The organism is Streptomyces sp. NBC_01546 (genome assembly GCF_045208355.1).
Lineage (GTDB): Bacteria > Actinomycetota > Actinomycetes > Streptomycetales > Streptomycetaceae > Streptomyces.
This window is the reverse complement of sequence record NZ_CP109379.1, coordinates 1571401-1587568: the sequence shown is the minus strand read 5'-3', so window position 1 is coordinate 1587568 and position 16168 is coordinate 1571401. Positions and strand designations below refer to the sequence as shown.

Sequence of the window (16168 nt, the reverse complement as noted above, 5' to 3'; positions counted from 1 at the left end):
CAGCGCTACCGCCCCGATGCGGCTGGGCGCCGTGATCATCACCATGGGCAACCGGCCCGACGAGCTCAAGGCGCTCCTCGACTCGGTCGCCCGCCAGGACGGCGACCCCGTCGAGGTGGTCGTGGTGGGTCAGGGCGTGCGGCTCAGCGGCCTCCCCGAAGGCGTCCGTACCGTCGAGCTGCCCGAGAACCTGGGCATCCCCGGCGGGCGCAACGTCGGCATCGAGGCCTTCGGGCCCGGTGGCAGCGAGGTCGACGCCCTGCTGTTCCTGGACGACGACGGCCTGCTGGAGCGCACCGACACCGCCGAGCTGTGCCGGCAGGCCTTCGCGGAGGACCCGGGGCTCGGGATCGTCAGCTTCCGGATCGCCGATCCGGAGACCGGTGAGACCCAGCGCCGGCACGTGCCGCGGCTGCGCGCCTCCGACCCGATGCGCTCCTCCCGCGTGACCACCTTCCTGGGCGGCGCGAACGCCGTCCGCACGCGGGTGTTCGAGCAGGTCGGGCCGCTGCCGGGGGACTTCTTCTACGCGCACGAGGAGACCGACCTGGCCTGGCGGGCGCTCGACGCCGGGTGGCTGATCGACTACCGAGCGGACATGGTGCTGCTGCACCCGACCACTGCCCCCTCCCGGCACGCGGTCTACCACCGTATGGTGGCCCGTAACCGGGTGTGGCTCGCCCGCCGCAACCTGCCCGCTCCGCTGGTCCCGGTCTACCTGGGCGTCTGGCTCCTGCTGACGCTCCTGCGCAGGCCGTCGGTACCCGCGCTGAAGGCCTGGTTCGGCGGTTTCAGGGAGGGGTGGACCACTCCCTGCGGTCCCCGTCGTCCCATGAGATGGCGTACGGTCTGGCGGTTGACCCGACTGGGCCGACCTCCTGTCATCTGACGAGCCCGCGTCTGGGAACATGGCGCGATCACGGGCTTCGCGCCACCAGCCTGATGCCCCCCTGCCGCATCTTGAAGACGAAAGTTTCAACTTGTGAGTGACACAACCCACGACGGCGCCCTCGCCACGAGCAGGCCGCCGTCCGAAGACGCGGGGCTGAGTTCCGCGGAGCTCGCCAGGAAGTACGGCCTCTCCGTGAGCGGCGCACGGCCCGGCCTGGGCGAGTACGTGCGGCAGCTCTGGGGCCGGCGTCACTTCGTCATGGCCTTCTCCCGGGCCAAGCTGGTCGCCCAGTACAGCCAGGCGAAGCTCGGCCAGGTCTGGCAGGTGGCGACCCCCCTGCTCAACGCGGCCGTCTACTGGCTGATCTTCGGCGTGATCCTCGGCGCGGGCCGGGAGATGCCCAAGGACGTCTACATCCCGTTCCTGGTGATCGGCATCTTCGTCTTCACCTTCACCCAGAGCTCGGTGATGGCGGGTGTCCGGGCGATCTCCGGAAACCTCGGCCTGGTGCGGGCGCTGCACTTCCCGCGCGCCGCCCTGCCGGTGTCCTTCTCGCTGCAACAGCTCCAGCAGCTGCTGTACTCGATGATCGTCGTCTTCGTGATCGCCATCTGCTTCGGCAACTACCCGCGGCTCGCCTGGCTGCTCGTGATCCCGACGCTGGCGCTCCAGTTCGTCTTCAACACCGGCCTCGCCATGATCTTCGCGCGGATGGGTTCCAAGACCCCCGACCTGGCGCAGCTGATGCCGTTCGTGATGCGCACCTGGATGTACGCCTCCGGTGTCATGTTCCCGATCGGGATCTACCTCGACGACCAGCCGGAGTGGATCAGTGACTTGCTGCTGTGGAACCCGGTGGCGATCTACATGGACCTCATGCGGTTCGCGCTGGTCGACGACTACGGCAGCAGCAACCTGCCTCCGCACGTCTGGCTGTTCGCCGTGGGCTGGGCCGCAGTGATCGGCCTCGGCGGATTCGTTTACTTCTGGAAGGCTGAGGAGCGTTACGGCCGTGGCTGACAGTACCCAGGGGCGTGTCCCCACAGTGATCGCGGACGGCGTCCACATCGTCTACCGCGTCAATACCGGCAGCGCCGGCAAGGGAGCGGCCACCGCCGCGCTCAGCAAGATGGTCCGCCGGAAGAAGGGCGACGCGCCGGGCGTCCGCCGGGTCCACGCCGTCCGCGGGGTCTCCTTCACCGCGTACCGGGGCGAGGCCATCGGCCTCATCGGCTCCAACGGCTCCGGCAAGTCGACCCTGCTGCGCGCCATCGCCGGCCTCCTGCCCTGCGAGGAGGGCAAGGTCTACACCGACGGCCAGCCCTCGCTGCTCGGCGTGAACGCGGCGCTGATGAACGACCTGACCGGCGAGCGCAACATCGTCCTCGGCGGTCTCGCGATGGGCATGAGCCGCGAGCAGATCAAGGAGCGCTACCAGGGCATCGTCGACTTCTCGGGAATCAACGAGAAGGGCGACTTCATCTCCCTGCCGATGCGCACCTACTCCTCCGGCATGGCGGCGCGCCTGCGCTTCTCCATCGCTGCGGCCAAGGACCACGACGTCCTGATGATCGACGAGGCCCTGGCCACCGGTGACCGCAGTTTCCAGGTGCGTTCCGAGAACCGCATCCGCGAACTGCGGGAGAAGGCCGGCACCGTGTTCCTGGTGAGCCACAACAACAAGTCCATCCGCGACACCTGTGACCGGGTGCTGTGGCTGGAAAAGGGCGAGCTCCTGATGGACGGGCCCACGGAGGAAGTCGTCTCGGCCTACGAGAAGGCGTCCAACGGCTGACCACGGGAGCCGGCCGCCCCCGGCCGGACCCCGCGAGGCCCCCGCCGCTCAGCGCGGCGGGGGCCTCGGCGTGTCGCGGCAATTCCCGGCGCTATCGGGTGGTGACATTCGGCGGCGACATTCGGTGGCGCGGTGAATACCCCAGAGGTCTTCAAGGCGTTGTACAGCGTAAGCTGAAGCAGTCCTGAATCGCGGCAAGAGGGGACGATTCCCCGCAGGTGAACGGCCTGGCGCACCCCGGGGAAACCCGGGCGGCGTGTCCGAAATAGGATGTATTAGGTCAGCAGTGTAGAACGGGAGACGTGACGGCAATGGCTATGGGAATTCTCCGGCCCCCAGGCTTGACGGCCGTCCCCGCCCCAGGCGGCGGGCGGTGACCGCGGGGGACGGCATCCGGCCCCTGTCCGACACGGTCCACGCGCGCGCCACCCTCGGCAAGGCCGCGACGGAGAACTTCCCCGTCGCCCCCGCGTTCCTGCCCCGCGCCTGGCGGGACGGACTGATGGCGGTCTACGGGTACGCCCGCCTCGTCGACGACATCGGCGACGGCGACCTGGCCCCCGGCGGACGCGACGCCGTGCTCCTCGGCCTCGAACCCGCCGCGGTGGACGACCCGCTCGCCATGCTCGACGCCTTCGAGGCCGATCTGTGGCGCGTTTTCGGCGGTACCGACGGTCCGCCGCGCCACCCGCTGATGCAGGCCCTCCAGCCCGTCGTGCGCGCCCACCAGCTCACCCCCGAGCCGTTCCTCGGGCTCATCGAGGCCAACCGCCAGGACCAGCGGGTCGCGCGCTACGAGACGTACGGGGACCTCCTCGGCTACTGCGAGCTCTCCGCCAACCCCGTGGGCCGCCTCGTGCTCGCCCTCACCGGCACCGCCACCCCCGAGCGGATCCGCCGCTCCGACGCGGTCTGCACGGCCCTGCAGATCGCCGAACACCTCCAGGACGTCACCGAGGACCTCGGCCGGGACCGGATCTACCTGCCCGCCGAGGACATGCGGCGCTTCCACGTGGCGGAGACCGACCTCAAGGCCCCGTCCGCCGGCGCGTCCGTACGCGCCCTGATCGCATACGAAACCGAACGCACGCGGGAGCTGCTGAATGAAGGCACCCCCCTCGTGGGTAGCGTGCACGGCAGACTCCGGCTGCTGCTCGCGGGCTTCGTGGGAGGGGGGCGGGCCGCCCTGAGAGCCGTCACCGCCGCCGGCTTCGACGTACTTCCCGGCCCGCCCAAGCCCACCAAGAGCGGCTTGATCCGCGAGGTGGCCGCCGTCCTGCGCACTGCGCCGAGAAAGGGGTGAGCCCGACCGTGGAGGGCCCCACACACGTGTCCGCGCCGGTCCAGGCTGCGTACGGCTACTGCGAGGCCGTCACCGGATCGCAGGCGCGCAACTTCGCGTACGGCATCCGGCTGCTGCCCACCGACAAGCGGCAGGCGATGTCCGCGCTGTATGCCTTCTCCCGGCGGGTCGACGACATCGGCGACGGCACGCTGGCGCCCGAGGCGAAGCTGGCCCGGCTGGAGGAGACCCGCGCCCTGCTCGGGCGGATCCGCGCCGAGGAGATCGACGAGGACGACACCGACCCGGTCGCCGTCGCCCTCGCGCACGCAGCGCGCCGGTTCCCGATCCCGCTCGGCGGCCTCGACGAACTCATCGACGGCGTCCTGATGGACGTGCGCGGCGAGACGTACGAGACCTGGGACGACCTCAAGGCCTACTGCCGCTGCGTGGCCGGGGCCATCGGGCGGCTCTCGCTCGGCGTGTTCGGCACCGCACCGGGAGTCCCCGACTCCGGGCGCGCCGCCGAGTACGCCGACACGCTCGGTCTGGCCCTGCAACTCACCAACATCCTCCGGGACGTTCGCGAGGACGCCGCCAACGGGCGCACCTACCTGCCCGCCGAGGACCTCGCCAAGTTCGGCTGCTCCGAGGGCTTCCAAGGCGACCGGGCCCCCGAGGGCGCCGACTTCGCCGGGCTCGTGCACCACGAAGTGCGGCGCGCCCGGGCGCTGTTCGCCGAGGGCTACCGGCTGCTGCCGATGCTCGACCGGCGCAGCGGCGCCTGCGTGGCCGCCATGGCCGGCATCTACCGGCGCCTCCTCGACCGCATCGAGCGGGAGCCGGAGGCGGTCCTGCGCGGCCGCGTCTCGCTGCCGCCGCACGAGAAGGCGTACGTCGCCGTGCGCGGCCTCTCCGGCCTCGACGCGCGGACCATCTCCCGGCAGAGCACCCGGAGGCGTACCTGATGCCCTCGAGGACGACGACGATGACGACGACCGCCGCGGCTCCGGGGCAGGCAACCCCCGAGTGGGCGGCCGCGTCTCTCCCGGAGGGCTCGGCAGCCGCGTGCCCGGCCGGGCACGCCAACACCGGGGAGGGCTCATGACCGGCAGCGACCAGCACGCCGTCGTCGTCGGCGGCGGCCTCGCCGGCGTCACGACCGCCCTCGAACTCGCCGACGCGGGACTGCGGGTCACCCTCCTCGAAGGCCGCCCGCGGCTCGGCGGGCTCGCGTTCTCGTTCAAGCGCGGCGAGCTCACCGTGGACAACGGCCAGCACGTCTACCTGCGCTGCTGCACCGCCTACCGGTGGTTCCTCGACCGCGTCGACGGCGCCGCCCTCGCGCCCCTCCAGGACCGGCTCGACGTACCCGTACTCGACGTCGCCCACCCCAAGGGACCGCGCCTCGGCCGGCTGCGCCGCAGCGCCCTGCCCGTGCCCCTGCACCTGGCCGGATCGCTGGCCCGCTACCCGCACCTGTCCCTCGCCGAACGCGCGAGCGTCGGCCGCGCTGCCCTCGCGCTGCGCCGCCTCGACCCCGCCGACCCGGCGCTGGACGGCCTGGACTTCGCCACCTGGCTCGGCCGCTACGGCCAGTCCCCCCGGACCATCGAGGCCCTGTGGGACCTCGTCGGCATCGCGACCCTCAACGCCACCGCCGAGCACTCCTCCCTCGGCCTGGCCGCCATGGTCTTCAAGACCGGCCTGCTCTCCGAGAACGGCGCCGCCGACATCGGCTGGGCCCGCGTACCGCTCGGTGACCTGCACGACACGCTCGCCCGCAAGGCGCTCGACGCGGCCGGCGTACGGACCGAACTGCGCACCCGGGTCACCGACATCTCCCGTACCGCCGAAGGGAACTGGCGGGTCGACACCGAGAACGAGTCCCTGGACGCCGCCACCGTCGTCCTGGCCGTCCCGCAGCGCGAGGCGCACGGACTGCTCCCGGCCGGAGCTCTCGCCGACCCCGACAAGCTGCTCGACATCGGCACCGCGCCGATCCTCAACGTCCACGTCGTGTACGACCGGCAGGTGCTCAAGCGGCCCTTCTTCGCGGCGCTCGGCTCCCCGGTGCAGTGGGTTTTCGACCGCACCGACTCCTCCGGGCTCCCCGACGGCGGCCAGTACCTGGCCCTGTCCCAGTCCGTCGCCCAGGACGACATCGACGAGCCCGTGTCCGTCCTGCGCGCCAAGTACCTGCCCGAGCTGGAGCGGTTGCTGCCCGCCGCGCGCGGCGCCAAGGTACGGGACTTCTTCGTCACCCGGGAGCGGACGGCCACCTTCGCCCCCACACCCGGCGTCGGCCGGCTGCGCCCCGGGGCGCGGACCGACACGCCGGGGCTGTATCTGGCCGGTGCGTGGACTGCCACCGGTTGGCCCGCGACCATGGAGAGCGCCGTCCGGAGCGGACTGAGCGCGGCGCACGCCGCACTCGCCGCCCTCGGCCGCCCCCGCGAACACCCTCTGCAGGAGGCGGCATGACGACGACCAGCACGACCAGCACAGCCCGTACAGGAACCAGAGGAGAGCCAGTGAACCCGGGGAATCCGGCTGTCGAGAACACGGATGCCAGTGTGGGCGCAGCCGGCGGGGGAGTGGAGAAGGCCGACACGCTCGCCCTCCTGGACCGGGGCCGCACGCTGTCGACGCCCGCGCTCCGCGCCGTCGTGGACCGGCTCGCCGCGCCCATGGACACCGTCGCCGCCTACCACTTCGGCTGGATCGACGCCCAGGGCAACCCCGCGGACGGCGACGGCGGCAAGGCCGTCCGGCCCGCCCTCGCGCTGCTCTCCGCCGAGGCCGCGGGCGCCGCGGCCGAGGTCGGCATCCCCGGCGCCGTCGCGGTCGAGCTCGTCCACAACTTCTCGCTGCTGCACGACGACCTGATGGACGGCGACGAGCAGCGCCGCCACCGCGACACGGTGTGGAAGGTGCACGGCCCCGCCCTGGCGATCCTGGTCGGCGACGCGCTCTTCGCCCTCGCCTACGAGGTGCTGCTGGAGCTCGGCACCGTCGAGGCGGCCCGCGCGGCCCGCCGCCTGACCACCGCCAGCCGGGGGCTCATCGACGGCCAGGCCCAGGACATCTCCTACGAGCACCGCGAGCGCGTCAGCGTCGAGGAGTGCCTGGAGATGGAGGGCAACAAGACGGGCGCCCTGCTCGCCTGCGCGGTCTCCATCGGCGCCGTCCTCGGCGGCGCGGACGACCGTACGGCCGACAAGCTCGAGGAGTACGGCTACCACCTGGGCCTCGCCTTCCAGGCCGTGGACGACCTGCTCGGCATCTGGGGCGACCCGGAGTCCACCGGCAAGCAGACCTGGAGCGACCTGCGCCAGCGCAAGAAGTCCCTGCCGGTGGTCGCCGCCCTCGCGGCCGACGGGCCCGCCAGTGAGGAACTCGCCCAGCTGCTCGCCGCCGACGCCAAGAGCAACGACTTCGAGAACTTCTCGGAGGAGGAGTTCGCAGCCCGCGCGGCGCTCATCGAGGCGGCCGGCGGACGCCAGTGGACCGCCGACGAGGCGCGCCGCCAGCACGCGGTGGCGATCAAGGCACTGGACGACGTCGACATGCCCCAGCGGGTGCGCGACCAGCTGGTGGCCCTCGCCGACTTCGTCGTCGTCCGCAAGAGGTGAACGCCGCCCGGAAGCGGATATGACTCGCGAGTCGCCGGCCGGCGTCGCCACCCCCGACTGAGGGGGAGCGCGCCGGCCGACGGCAGACCCCAGCACAGCAGAGGACAGACTGCACGAAGGGGAAGCCATGACAGCGACGACCGACGGCAGCGCGGAGAGCGCTGGCGCGGGCAGCAGGATCGAAGCCGGGCCCGGACCGGGCCCGGACCCGGCGGTGCCACCGCCCAGCGCGGAGCGGGACACCGCGGCCCGGACCGGACCGCCGGACGGCCACCGGGGGGAGGCGTACGAGGCCGCCGCACGGGCGACCAGGCACCTGCTCGCGCGCCAGGACCCCGAGGGGTGGTGGAAGGGCGACCTGGAGACCAACGTCACCATGGACGCCGAGGACCTGCTGCTGCGTCAGTTCCTCGGGATCCGGGACGAGGCCACCACCCGCGCCGCCGCCCTCTTCATCCGCGGCGAGCAGCGGGACGACGGCACCTGGGCCACCTTCCACGGCGGGCCGCCCGAACTCTCCGCCACCATCGAGGCGTACGTGGCCCTGCGCCTCGCCGGAGACGAGCCGGACGCCCCGCACATGGCCCGCGCGTCGGCCTGGATCCGGGCCCACGGCGGGATCGCCGCCGCCCGCGTCTTCACCCGCATCTGGCTGGCGCTCTTCGGCTGGTGGGACTGGGACCACCTTCCCGAACTCCCGCCCGAGCTGGTGTTCCTGCCGCCCTGGGTGCCGCTGAACATCTACGACTTCGGCTGCTGGGCCCGCCAGACCATCGTCCCCCTCACGATCGTCTCCGCGCTGCGCCCGGTCCGCCCGGCCCCCTTCGCCCTGAACGAGCTGCACGCCGACGCGCGGGTGCCGAACCCCGCCAAACGGCTTGCCCCGCTGGCCAGTTGGGACGGCGCCTTCCAGCGGATGGACAAGGCCCTGCACGTCTACCGCCGGTTCGCCCCGCGCCGGCTGCGCAAGGCGGCCATGGCCGCCGGCGCCCGCTGGATCGTCGAACGGCAGGAGAACGACGGCTGCTGGGGCGGCATCCAGCCGCCCGCCGTGTACTCGGTCATCGCCCTGCACCTGCTCGGATACGACCTCGGGCACCCGGTGATGCGCGCCGGCCTGGAATCCCTCGACCGGTTCGCGGTGTGGCGCGAGGACGGCGCCCGGATGATCGAGGCATGCCAGTCCCCGGTCTGGGACACCTGCCTCGCCGCGATCGCCCTGGCCGACGCGGGCCTGCGCCCCGACCACCCGGCGCTGGTCAAGGCAGCCGACTGGATGCTCGGCGAGGAGATCGCGCGCAGCGGGGACTGGGCGGTACGGCGGCCCGGACTCGCCCCCGGCGGCTGGGCGTTCGAGTTCCACAACGACACCTACCCCGACATCGACGACACCGCCGAGGTCGTCCTCGCGCTGCGCCGCGTCAAGCACCCCGACCCGGCCCGGGTCGAGGCGGCCATCGCCCGCGGGGTGTCCTGGAACCTGGGCATGCAGTCGAAGAACGGCGCGTGGGGCGCCTTCGACGCCGACAACACCAGCCCCTTCCCGAACCGGCTGCCCTTCTGCGACTTCGGCGAGGTCATCGACCCGCCCTCGGCCGACGTCACCGCCCACGTGGTGGAGATGCTCGCCTTCGAGGGCAAGGCGGGTGACGCGCGGACCCGGCGCGGCATCGCCTGGCTGCTCGCCGAACAGGAGCCCGACGGAGCCTGGTTCGGCCGCTGGGGCACCAACTACGTCTACGGCACCGGGTCGGTGGTCCCGGCCCTCACCGCGGCCGGCATCGCCCCGGCGCATCCCGCGATCCGGCGGGCCGTGCGCTGGCTGGAATCCGTACAGAACGAGGACGGCGGGTGGGGCGAGGACCAGCGCTCCTACAAGGACCGGTCATGGGCCGGGAAGGGGGCCTCCACCCCCTCGCAGACGGCGTGGGCGCTGATGGCCCTGCTGTCGGCGGGCGAGCGGGACGGCAAGGCCGTCGAGCGGGGCATCGCCCACCTGGTGGCGACCCAGGCCGAGGACGGTTCCTGGGACGAGCCCCACTTCACGGGCACCGGCTTCCCCTGGGACTTCTCCATCAACTACCACCTGTACCGGCAGGTGTTCCCGCTCACGGCACTCGGCCGCTACCTGCACGGGGAACCCTTCGCGGCCGCCGGGGAAGCCTGATGTCCGCCCTCCGGGGGGACAGGGCCGGGAACCCCGACCCCCTGCTGGTGGCCTGCGCGCTGCGCATCGAACAGACGGCGCTGCGCAGCGCCGGCCGCGGGGACCACGCCCTGCTCCGGACCGGCATGGGCCCGCGCGCGGCCGAGCGGTCCGTCGCCCGGGCGCTGGAGCGGCCGGGCATGGAGCGGGCCGCCGTCCTCGCCACCGGATTCTGCGCCGGCCTGGTCCCCGGCATGCACCCCGGCGACCTGGTCGTCGCCGACCAGACCCGCGACCCGCACGGGGCGGTCACCTGTACCGGGACCGCCCTGCTCGCCGAGGCACTGGCCCGGGCCGTCCCCGGCCGGACCGTGCACACCGGCACACTGACCGGATCCGACCACGTCGTCCGCGGCCAGGAGCGTGCGCAGCTGCGCGCCACCGGCGCCATCGCGGTCGACATGGAGTCCGCGGCCACCCTGTGGGCCGCCACCCGGGGCGACCGCTGCCCCTCGGAGGGAGGACGCCCGGTTGCGGCCGTCCGGGTGATCGTGGACGCTCCGGAGCATGAGCTCGTCCGTATCGGCACGGTCCGCGGTGGAATATCGGCCTTCCGCGTACTGCGTGCCGTACTGCCCGCGTTTTATGACTGGCACCGTTCTTTGCTGCTCCCCAGGAGGTGAGCCAGATGGCCATGCCGCTGCGCCAGACCATCAGGGTCGGGACGTATTTGCTCGAACAGAAGCTCCGCAAGCGTGAGAAGTTCCCGCTGATCGTCGAGCTGGAACCGCTCTACGCCTGCAACCTGGCCTGTGAGGGGTGCGGGAAGATCCAGCACCCGGCCGGGGTGCTCAAGCAGCGCATGCCGGTCGCCCAGGCGGTCGGCGCCGTGCTGGAGTCCGGCGCGCCCATGGTGTCCATCGCGGGTGGCGAGCCCTTGATGCACCCGCAGATCGACGAGATCGTCCGTCAGTTGGTGGCGAAGCGGAAGTATGTATTCCTCTGCACCAACGCGATGCTCCTGCGCAAGAAGATCGAGAAGTTCACCCCGTCCCCCTATTTCGCCTTCGCCGTGCACATCGACGGACTGCGCGAACGGCACGACGAGTCGGTGGCCAAGGAAGGCGTCTTCGACGAGGCCGTCGCGGCCATCAAGGAGGCGAAGAAGCGCGGGTTCCGGGTGACCACCAACTCCACCTTCTTCAACACGGACACCCCGCAGACGATCATCGAGGTACTCAACTACCTCAATGACGACCTCCAGGTGGACGAGATGATGATCTCGCCCGCCTACGCCTACGAAAAGGCCCCCGACCAGGAGCACTTCCTGGGCGTCGAACAGACCCGCGAACTCTTCAGGAAGGCCTTCGCGGGCGGCAACCGCAGGCGCTGGCGGCTCAATCACTCGCCGCTCTTCCTGGACTTCCTGGAAGGAAAGGCCGATTTCCCCTGCACGGCCTGGGCCATTCCGAATTACTCCCTCTTCGGCTGGCAGCGCCCCTGCTATCTGATGAGCGACGGCTACGTGCCGACGTACCGGGAACTCATCGACGACACCGACTGGAGCAAGTACGGCCGCGGCAAAGACCCGCGCTGCGCGAACTGCATGGCGCACTGCGGCTACGAGCCCACCGCCGTCCTCGCCACCATGGGCTCCCTCAAGGAGTCCCTGCGGGCGGCCCGGGAGACGATCGGCGGGAACCGGGACAGCTCGGCATGACCGCGGAGCCACGGGAGGAGGGCGGCCGGGGCAAGGGCTTCGACCTCGGCGCCCTGCTGGCCGAGCGCGGCGGCGAGCGGTACGAGCTGCACTCCAGGCACCTCAACCACCAACTGCCCCGGATGCTGCACACCATCGGCTTCGACAAGGTCTACGAGCGGGCCGAGGGCGCCCACTTCTGGGACGCCGAGGGCAACGACTACCTCGACATGCTGGCCGGGTTCGGGGTGATGGGCCTGGGCCGCCACCACCCGGTGGTACGCCGCGCCCTGCACGACGTCCTGGACGCCCAGCTCGCCGACCTCACCCGCTTCGACTGCCAGCCGCTGCCCGGGCTGCTGGCCGAGAAGTTGCTCTCGTACAGCCCGCACCTGGACCGGGTCTTCTTCGGCAACAGCGGCACCGAGGCGGTGGAGACGGCCCTGAAGTTCGCCCGGTACGCCACCGGACGGCCCAGGATCCTCTACTGCGACCACGCCTTCCACGGGCTCACGACGGGGTCGCTCTCGGTGAACGGGGAGGGCGGCTTCCGGGACGGTTTCGCGCCGCTGCTGCCCGACACGAAGATCACCCTCGGGGATCTGGGTGCCCTGGAGCGGGAGCTCCGGAAGGGCGACGTGGCCGCCTTCGTCGTCGAGCCGGTCCAGGGCAAGGGCGTGCTCTGCGCCCCGCCCGGGTTCCTGCTCGCGGCGCAGGAACTGCTGCGCCGCCACAAGGCGCTGCTGATCGCGGACGAGGTGCAGACCGGCCTCGGACGGACCGGGGACTTCTACGCCTACCAGCACGAGCCGGGCGTGGAGCCGGACCTGGTGTGCGTGGCCAAGGCGCTCTCGGGCGGCTACGTGCCGGTCGGCGCGACCCTGGGCAAGGACTGGATCTTCAAGAAGGTCTACTCGTCCATGGACCGGGTCCTCGTGCACTCCGCGAGCTTCGGCTCCAACGCCCAGGCGATGGCGGCCGGACTGGCGGTGCTGTCGGTCATGGAGGACGAGGCGGTCGTCGCCAATGCCCGGGCCATGGGCGATCTTCTGCGCGGGCGGCTCGCGGCCCTGGTGGACGAGTACGAGCTGCTGCACGAGGTGCGCGGGCGCGGGCTGATGATCGGCATCGAGTTCGGCCGGCCGTCCTCGCTGGGGCTGCGCAGCCGGTGGACCATGCTCCAGGCGGCCCGCAAGGGGCTCTTCGCGCAGATGGTCGTGGTGCCGCTGCTGCAGAAGCACCGGATCCTCACCCAGGTGTCCGGGGACCACCTGGAGGTGATCAAGCTCATCCCGCCGCTGATCGTGGACGAGCGGGACGTCGACCGGTTCGTCGGCGCCTTCCGCGAGGTCATGGACGAGGCGCACGGCGGCTCGGGGCTGATGTGGGAGTTCGGCAGGACCCTGGTGAAGCAGGCCGTCGGCAACCGTTGACGGCCTGCTCCGGCAGGGGTGGGACGAGCGGGTGTCAGGCGAGGAGCCGGCCCCGGAGCCGGTCGAGGGTCTCGGGCGTGAGCCCGAGGCCCTCCGCGAGGTACCGCTCCTGTCCGCCCCACTGCTCGTCAATGGTGTCGAAGGCCGTGGTCAGGTACTCCGCGCGGGCGTCGAAGAGCGGGGCGAGGAGCTCCATCACCTCGGGGGAGCGGGCCTCCTGCGACTCGCCGCTGCGGCGCACCCGGTAGCGGCGGTGCGGGGCGTTCGACTCCAGGTAGTCCGCCACGATCGCCTCGCGTTCGACGCCCAGCGCGAGCAGGACGACCGCGATCGACAGGCCCGCCCGGTCCTTGCCGGCCGCGCAGTGCAGCAGGGCGGGGACGCTGTCCTCGGCGAGGGCGTGCAGCACCCTGCTGTGCTCGGCGGTGCGGTGCCTGATGATCGCGCGGTACGCGTTCGACATCCGGGCCGCGGCCTTGCCTTCCCCCAGGATCGAGCGGAGCTGATCGAGGCCGCCGTCGCGGACCATCTTCCAGAACTCCCGGCCGTCGGCCGGGTCCGAGAGCGGGATGTTGACGTTCCGCACGCCGGGCAGCTCGACGTCCGGCCCCTCCAGGGCGTGGTCGGCGTTGTTGCGGAAGTCGAAGATGGTGTGGAGCCCGAGCGATGCGAGGAACTCTGCATCGGTTTCGGTGGCATGTGCGAGATGTCCGCTTCGAAACAGTCGTCCCGACCTGACCTGTCGTCCGTCGAAAGTCGGCAATCCGCCCACATCGCGGAAATTGCGCACTCCGGACAGTTCCGGCTCCTGTATCCGCTGGGTCAAAGGAACTCCTCCGCTTCGTCGTGGGGCGTCTGTCCGAATTGAGCCACTTGGCGCCAACTTGCCATATCCGGCGGCGAGATCGGACGTGCCCCCGTGAGCCAGATCATACGGTGACCGTGAGTGCCTGATCGCGAAGGGCGAATGGCCCGGCCGGGGCGGTTGTTGACGGTGGGGAATGGACAGAGGGTGACCGGAATTCCGCCGATTCCTCATCGCGGTGATTCCTTTGGGGAATTCATGGCTTGTTCCCTGTGCCCGGATTCGATTACGTTCGCGACCGATCCGGGTGGACCGCCTAATCCTGCCGCCTCCCGGAAACCGCACCCGACTATTCACGCGCGCGGCAGGAGCGGGGGAACCAGGTAAGCCGCTGTTCCGGATCTTTCTTCCGGGACGGCTAGGGGTGAAGTCGTTCATGTTCCGTACATGTGCGTCCGGACATCTCCAGTCCGAACCCGACAGCTCACCTCGCCGGCGACGGAGAGGAATTCGCCATGCCTGCAAAGGGTAAGCACCGTCGTCCCAAGTCCCGTTCCCTTTCCCGCGGTCTCGCCGTTGCCGGCACCGGTGGTGCGGCCCTCGCGCTGCCCCTGATGGGTGCCGCCGGCGCCAGCGCGGCCGTCGCTCCGGCCGCCGCGCCGGCCACGGTCCCCGCCGTCGCCCCGCAGCTCCCGCTCTCGCTCCAGGCCGCGCCCGCCGCCGCCGTGCAGGCCGCGCCGGCCGTCTACACGGTCGTGCCCGGCGACTACCTCTCCAAGATCGCCGCGGAGCGGCACCTCTCGGGCGGCTGGGAGAAGCTGTACGCCGACAACCGCGAGGCCGTCGGCACCAACCCCTCCCTGATCCACCCGGGCCTGAAGCTGACCCTCGGCGCGAAGGCCGAGGCCCCGGCCGAGGCGGCCCCGGCCCCGGCTCCGGCCCCCGCCGAGCGGTCCTCGACCGGTTCTTCGGCCTCCGACGAGGGCTCCTCGGGCGAGCAGGACGCGCCCGCCCCCGTCCAGCAGCCGAAGCAGAAGCCGCAGAGCAGCGGCTCGGCCACCGGGGCGAAGGCCCCCAGTGCCGCCGGATTCGTGGCCCCGGTCAGCGGTGGGATATCCACCCAGTACAAGGTCGCGGGCGCGATGTGGTCCTCGGGTTACCACACCGGCGTCGACTTCATCGCCAGCTCCGGCACCACCGTCAAGGCCGTCGGCGCGGGCACCGTGGTCTCGTCCGGCTGGGCCGGCGCGTACGGCAACGAGGTCATCATCAAGCACGCTGACGGCCACTACTCCCAGTACGGCCACCTCTCCTCGCTGTCCGTCTCGGTGGGCCAGAGCGTCACCGCCGGCCAGAGCATCGGTCTCTCCGGCTCCACCGGCAACTCGACCGGCCCGCACCTCCACTTCGAGATCCGTACGACCCAGTCCTACGGCTCGGACATCAGCCCGGTGAACTACCTCCGCTCGAAGGGCGTCACCATCTGACGCAACCGACGGCAGCCGCCGCCGGAGCAGGAACACACGTCAGGCCGGGGCCCGAGGGGGGTCCCGGCCTGATGTGTACTTATTCCTTATCCCCCGGGTGGTATAGATCACGGTCCGTCAACCCCTGCTTACGTTGGCGTAGGTCGTGTGCTCGGGTGAAGGATGTCGTTTCGTGGCAGCGACGACGACGACACTCAAGACCATCGGCTCGTACGCGGCGATCGGGGACAGCTTCACCGAGGGCGTGGGGGACCCGGGACCCGGGGATTCCTATCTCGGCTGGGCGGACCGGCTCGCCGTGCTCCTGGCCGACCGGCGCGACGAACACGACTTCCGGTACGCGAACCTGGCCGTGCGCGGCCGGCTCCTCGACCAGATCGTGGCCGAGCAGGTCCCGCGGGCCAAGGAGCTCGCCCCGGACCTCGTGACCTTCTGCGCGGGCGGCAACGACATCATCCGGCCCGGCAGCGACCCCGACGACGTGGCGGAGCGGTTCGAGGCCGCCGTCGCCGACCTCACCGGGGCCGTCGGCCTGGTCATGATCACCACCGGCTTCGACACCCGGGGCGTGCCGGTCCTCAAGCACCTCCGGGGCAAGGTGGCGACGTACAGCGCGCACGTGCGCGCCATCGCCGACCGCTACGACTGCCCGGTGCTCGACCTCTGGTCGCTGAAGTCCGTACAGGACCGGCGGGCCTGGGACACCGACCGGCTGCACCTCTCGCCCGAGGGGCACACGCGGGTGGCACTGCGCGCCGCGCAGGTGCTCGGACTGGAGGTGCCCGCCGACCCCGACCAGCCGTGGCCGCCGCAGCGGCCGCGCGGCTCGGTGGACGTGACCCGGGACAACATCCAGTGGGCGCGCGAGCACCTGGTGCCCTGGATCGGGCGGCGGCTGCGCGGCGAGTCCTCCGGGGACCACGTCGAGGCGAAGCGGCCGGACCTGCTGCCCCTGTAAGGGGAGCGACGGGCGGGGGGAGCGCCACAGACGGGA

General features: G+C 71.5%; 14 protein-coding genes and 1 riboswitch. Of the genes, 13 read left to right on the top strand and 1 reads right to left on the bottom strand.

Annotation, left to right across the window (positions count from 1 at the left end):
- Positions 1-16 precede the first annotated feature (16 nt).
- From OHA89_RS07630 to OHA89_RS07580, 11 genes are all read left to right on the top strand, one after another.
- The gene (locus OHA89_RS07630; RefSeq protein ID WP_257559271.1) at positions 17-889 is read left to right on the top strand and encodes a glycosyltransferase family 2 protein; all 873 of its coding nucleotides are present in this window, start codon (positions 17-19) and stop codon (positions 887-889) included.
- A 93-nt stretch (positions 890-982) separates the two neighbouring features.
- Positions 983-1912 (top strand): ABC transporter permease, encoded by a 930-nt coding sequence (locus OHA89_RS07625; protein ID WP_257553361.1) that lies wholly within the window; start codon positions 983-985, stop codon positions 1910-1912.
- On the top strand, positions 1905-2687 hold the full coding sequence (locus OHA89_RS07620) for an ABC transporter ATP-binding protein (protein ID WP_257553360.1): 783 nt from the start codon (positions 1905-1907) through the stop codon (positions 2685-2687). The genes OHA89_RS07625 and OHA89_RS07620 overlap by 8 nt, the downstream gene beginning before the upstream one ends.
- Positions 2688-3060: 373 nt before the next feature.
- Entirely contained in the window at positions 3061-3990 is a 930-nt protein-coding gene (gene hpnC / locus OHA89_RS07615) for a squalene synthase HpnC (protein ID WP_266613739.1), read from the top strand.
- A complete protein-coding gene (gene hpnD / locus OHA89_RS07610) occupies positions 3987-4937 on the top strand; it encodes a presqualene diphosphate synthase HpnD (RefSeq protein WP_266613737.1) in 951 nt (316 codons plus the stop codon). Before hpnC ends, hpnD begins: the two co-directional genes overlap by 4 nt.
- A gap of 136 nt (positions 4938-5073) precedes the next feature.
- Positions 5074-6453 (top strand): hydroxysqualene dehydroxylase HpnE, encoded by a 1380-nt coding sequence (gene hpnE, locus OHA89_RS07605; RefSeq protein ID WP_266613735.1) that lies wholly within the window; start codon positions 5074-5076, stop codon positions 6451-6453.
- Between the two features lie 50 nt (positions 6454-6503).
- Positions 6504-7604, top strand: coding sequence for a polyprenyl synthetase family protein (locus OHA89_RS07600; protein WP_406365737.1), 1101 nt, complete (start codon positions 6504-6506; stop codon positions 7602-7604).
- 127 nt (positions 7605-7731) lie between these two features.
- Positions 7732-9771: a squalene--hopene cyclase gene (gene shc / locus OHA89_RS07595; protein ID WP_406365735.1), complete on the top strand. Its 2040-nt coding sequence runs from the start codon at positions 7732-7734 to the stop codon at positions 9769-9771.
- The gene (locus tag OHA89_RS07590; RefSeq protein WP_266613731.1) at positions 9771-10433 is read left to right on the top strand and encodes a 1-hydroxy-2-methyl-2-butenyl 4-diphosphate reductase; all 663 of its coding nucleotides are present in this window, start codon (positions 9771-9773) and stop codon (positions 10431-10433) included. Before shc ends, OHA89_RS07590 begins: the two co-directional genes overlap by 1 nt.
- 5 nt (positions 10434-10438) lie before the next feature.
- Complete coding sequence (hpnH, locus tag OHA89_RS07585) at positions 10439-11470, top strand: adenosyl-hopene transferase HpnH (protein WP_215144464.1); 1032 nt, start codon at positions 10439-10441, stop codon at positions 11468-11470.
- Positions 11467-12882, top strand: a complete 1416-nt coding sequence (locus tag OHA89_RS07580; protein ID WP_266613730.1) for an aspartate aminotransferase family protein — start codon at positions 11467-11469, stop codon at positions 12880-12882. The genes hpnH and OHA89_RS07580 overlap by 4 nt, the downstream gene beginning before the upstream one ends.
- Positions 12883-12916: 34 nt before the next feature.
- Here the strand turns inward: OHA89_RS07580 and OHA89_RS07575 are convergent, their stop codons facing one another.
- On the bottom strand, positions 12917-13708 hold the full coding sequence (locus OHA89_RS07575; protein WP_257553350.1) for a tyrosine-protein phosphatase: 792 nt from the start codon (positions 13706-13708) through the stop codon (positions 12917-12919).
- Positions 13709-14000: 292 nt separating this feature from the next.
- Positions 14001-14198, top strand: a riboswitch (cyclic di-AMP (ydaO/yuaA leader).
- 4 nt (positions 14199-14202) lie between these two features.
- On the opposite strand from OHA89_RS07575, the gene OHA89_RS07570 reads away from it, so the two are divergent.
- Together OHA89_RS07570 and OHA89_RS07565 are read left to right on the top strand one after the other, a co-directional pair.
- Positions 14203-15174 carry a LysM peptidoglycan-binding domain-containing M23 family metallopeptidase gene (locus OHA89_RS07570; protein WP_406365733.1) on the top strand — a complete coding sequence of 324 codons (972 nt, stop codon included), beginning with the start codon at positions 14203-14205 and terminating at the stop codon, positions 15172-15174.
- 172 nt (positions 15175-15346) lie between these two features.
- A complete protein-coding gene (locus OHA89_RS07565) occupies positions 15347-16132 on the top strand; it encodes an SGNH/GDSL hydrolase family protein (RefSeq protein WP_215144456.1) in 786 nt (261 codons plus the stop codon).
- Positions 16133-16168 lie beyond the last annotated feature (36 nt).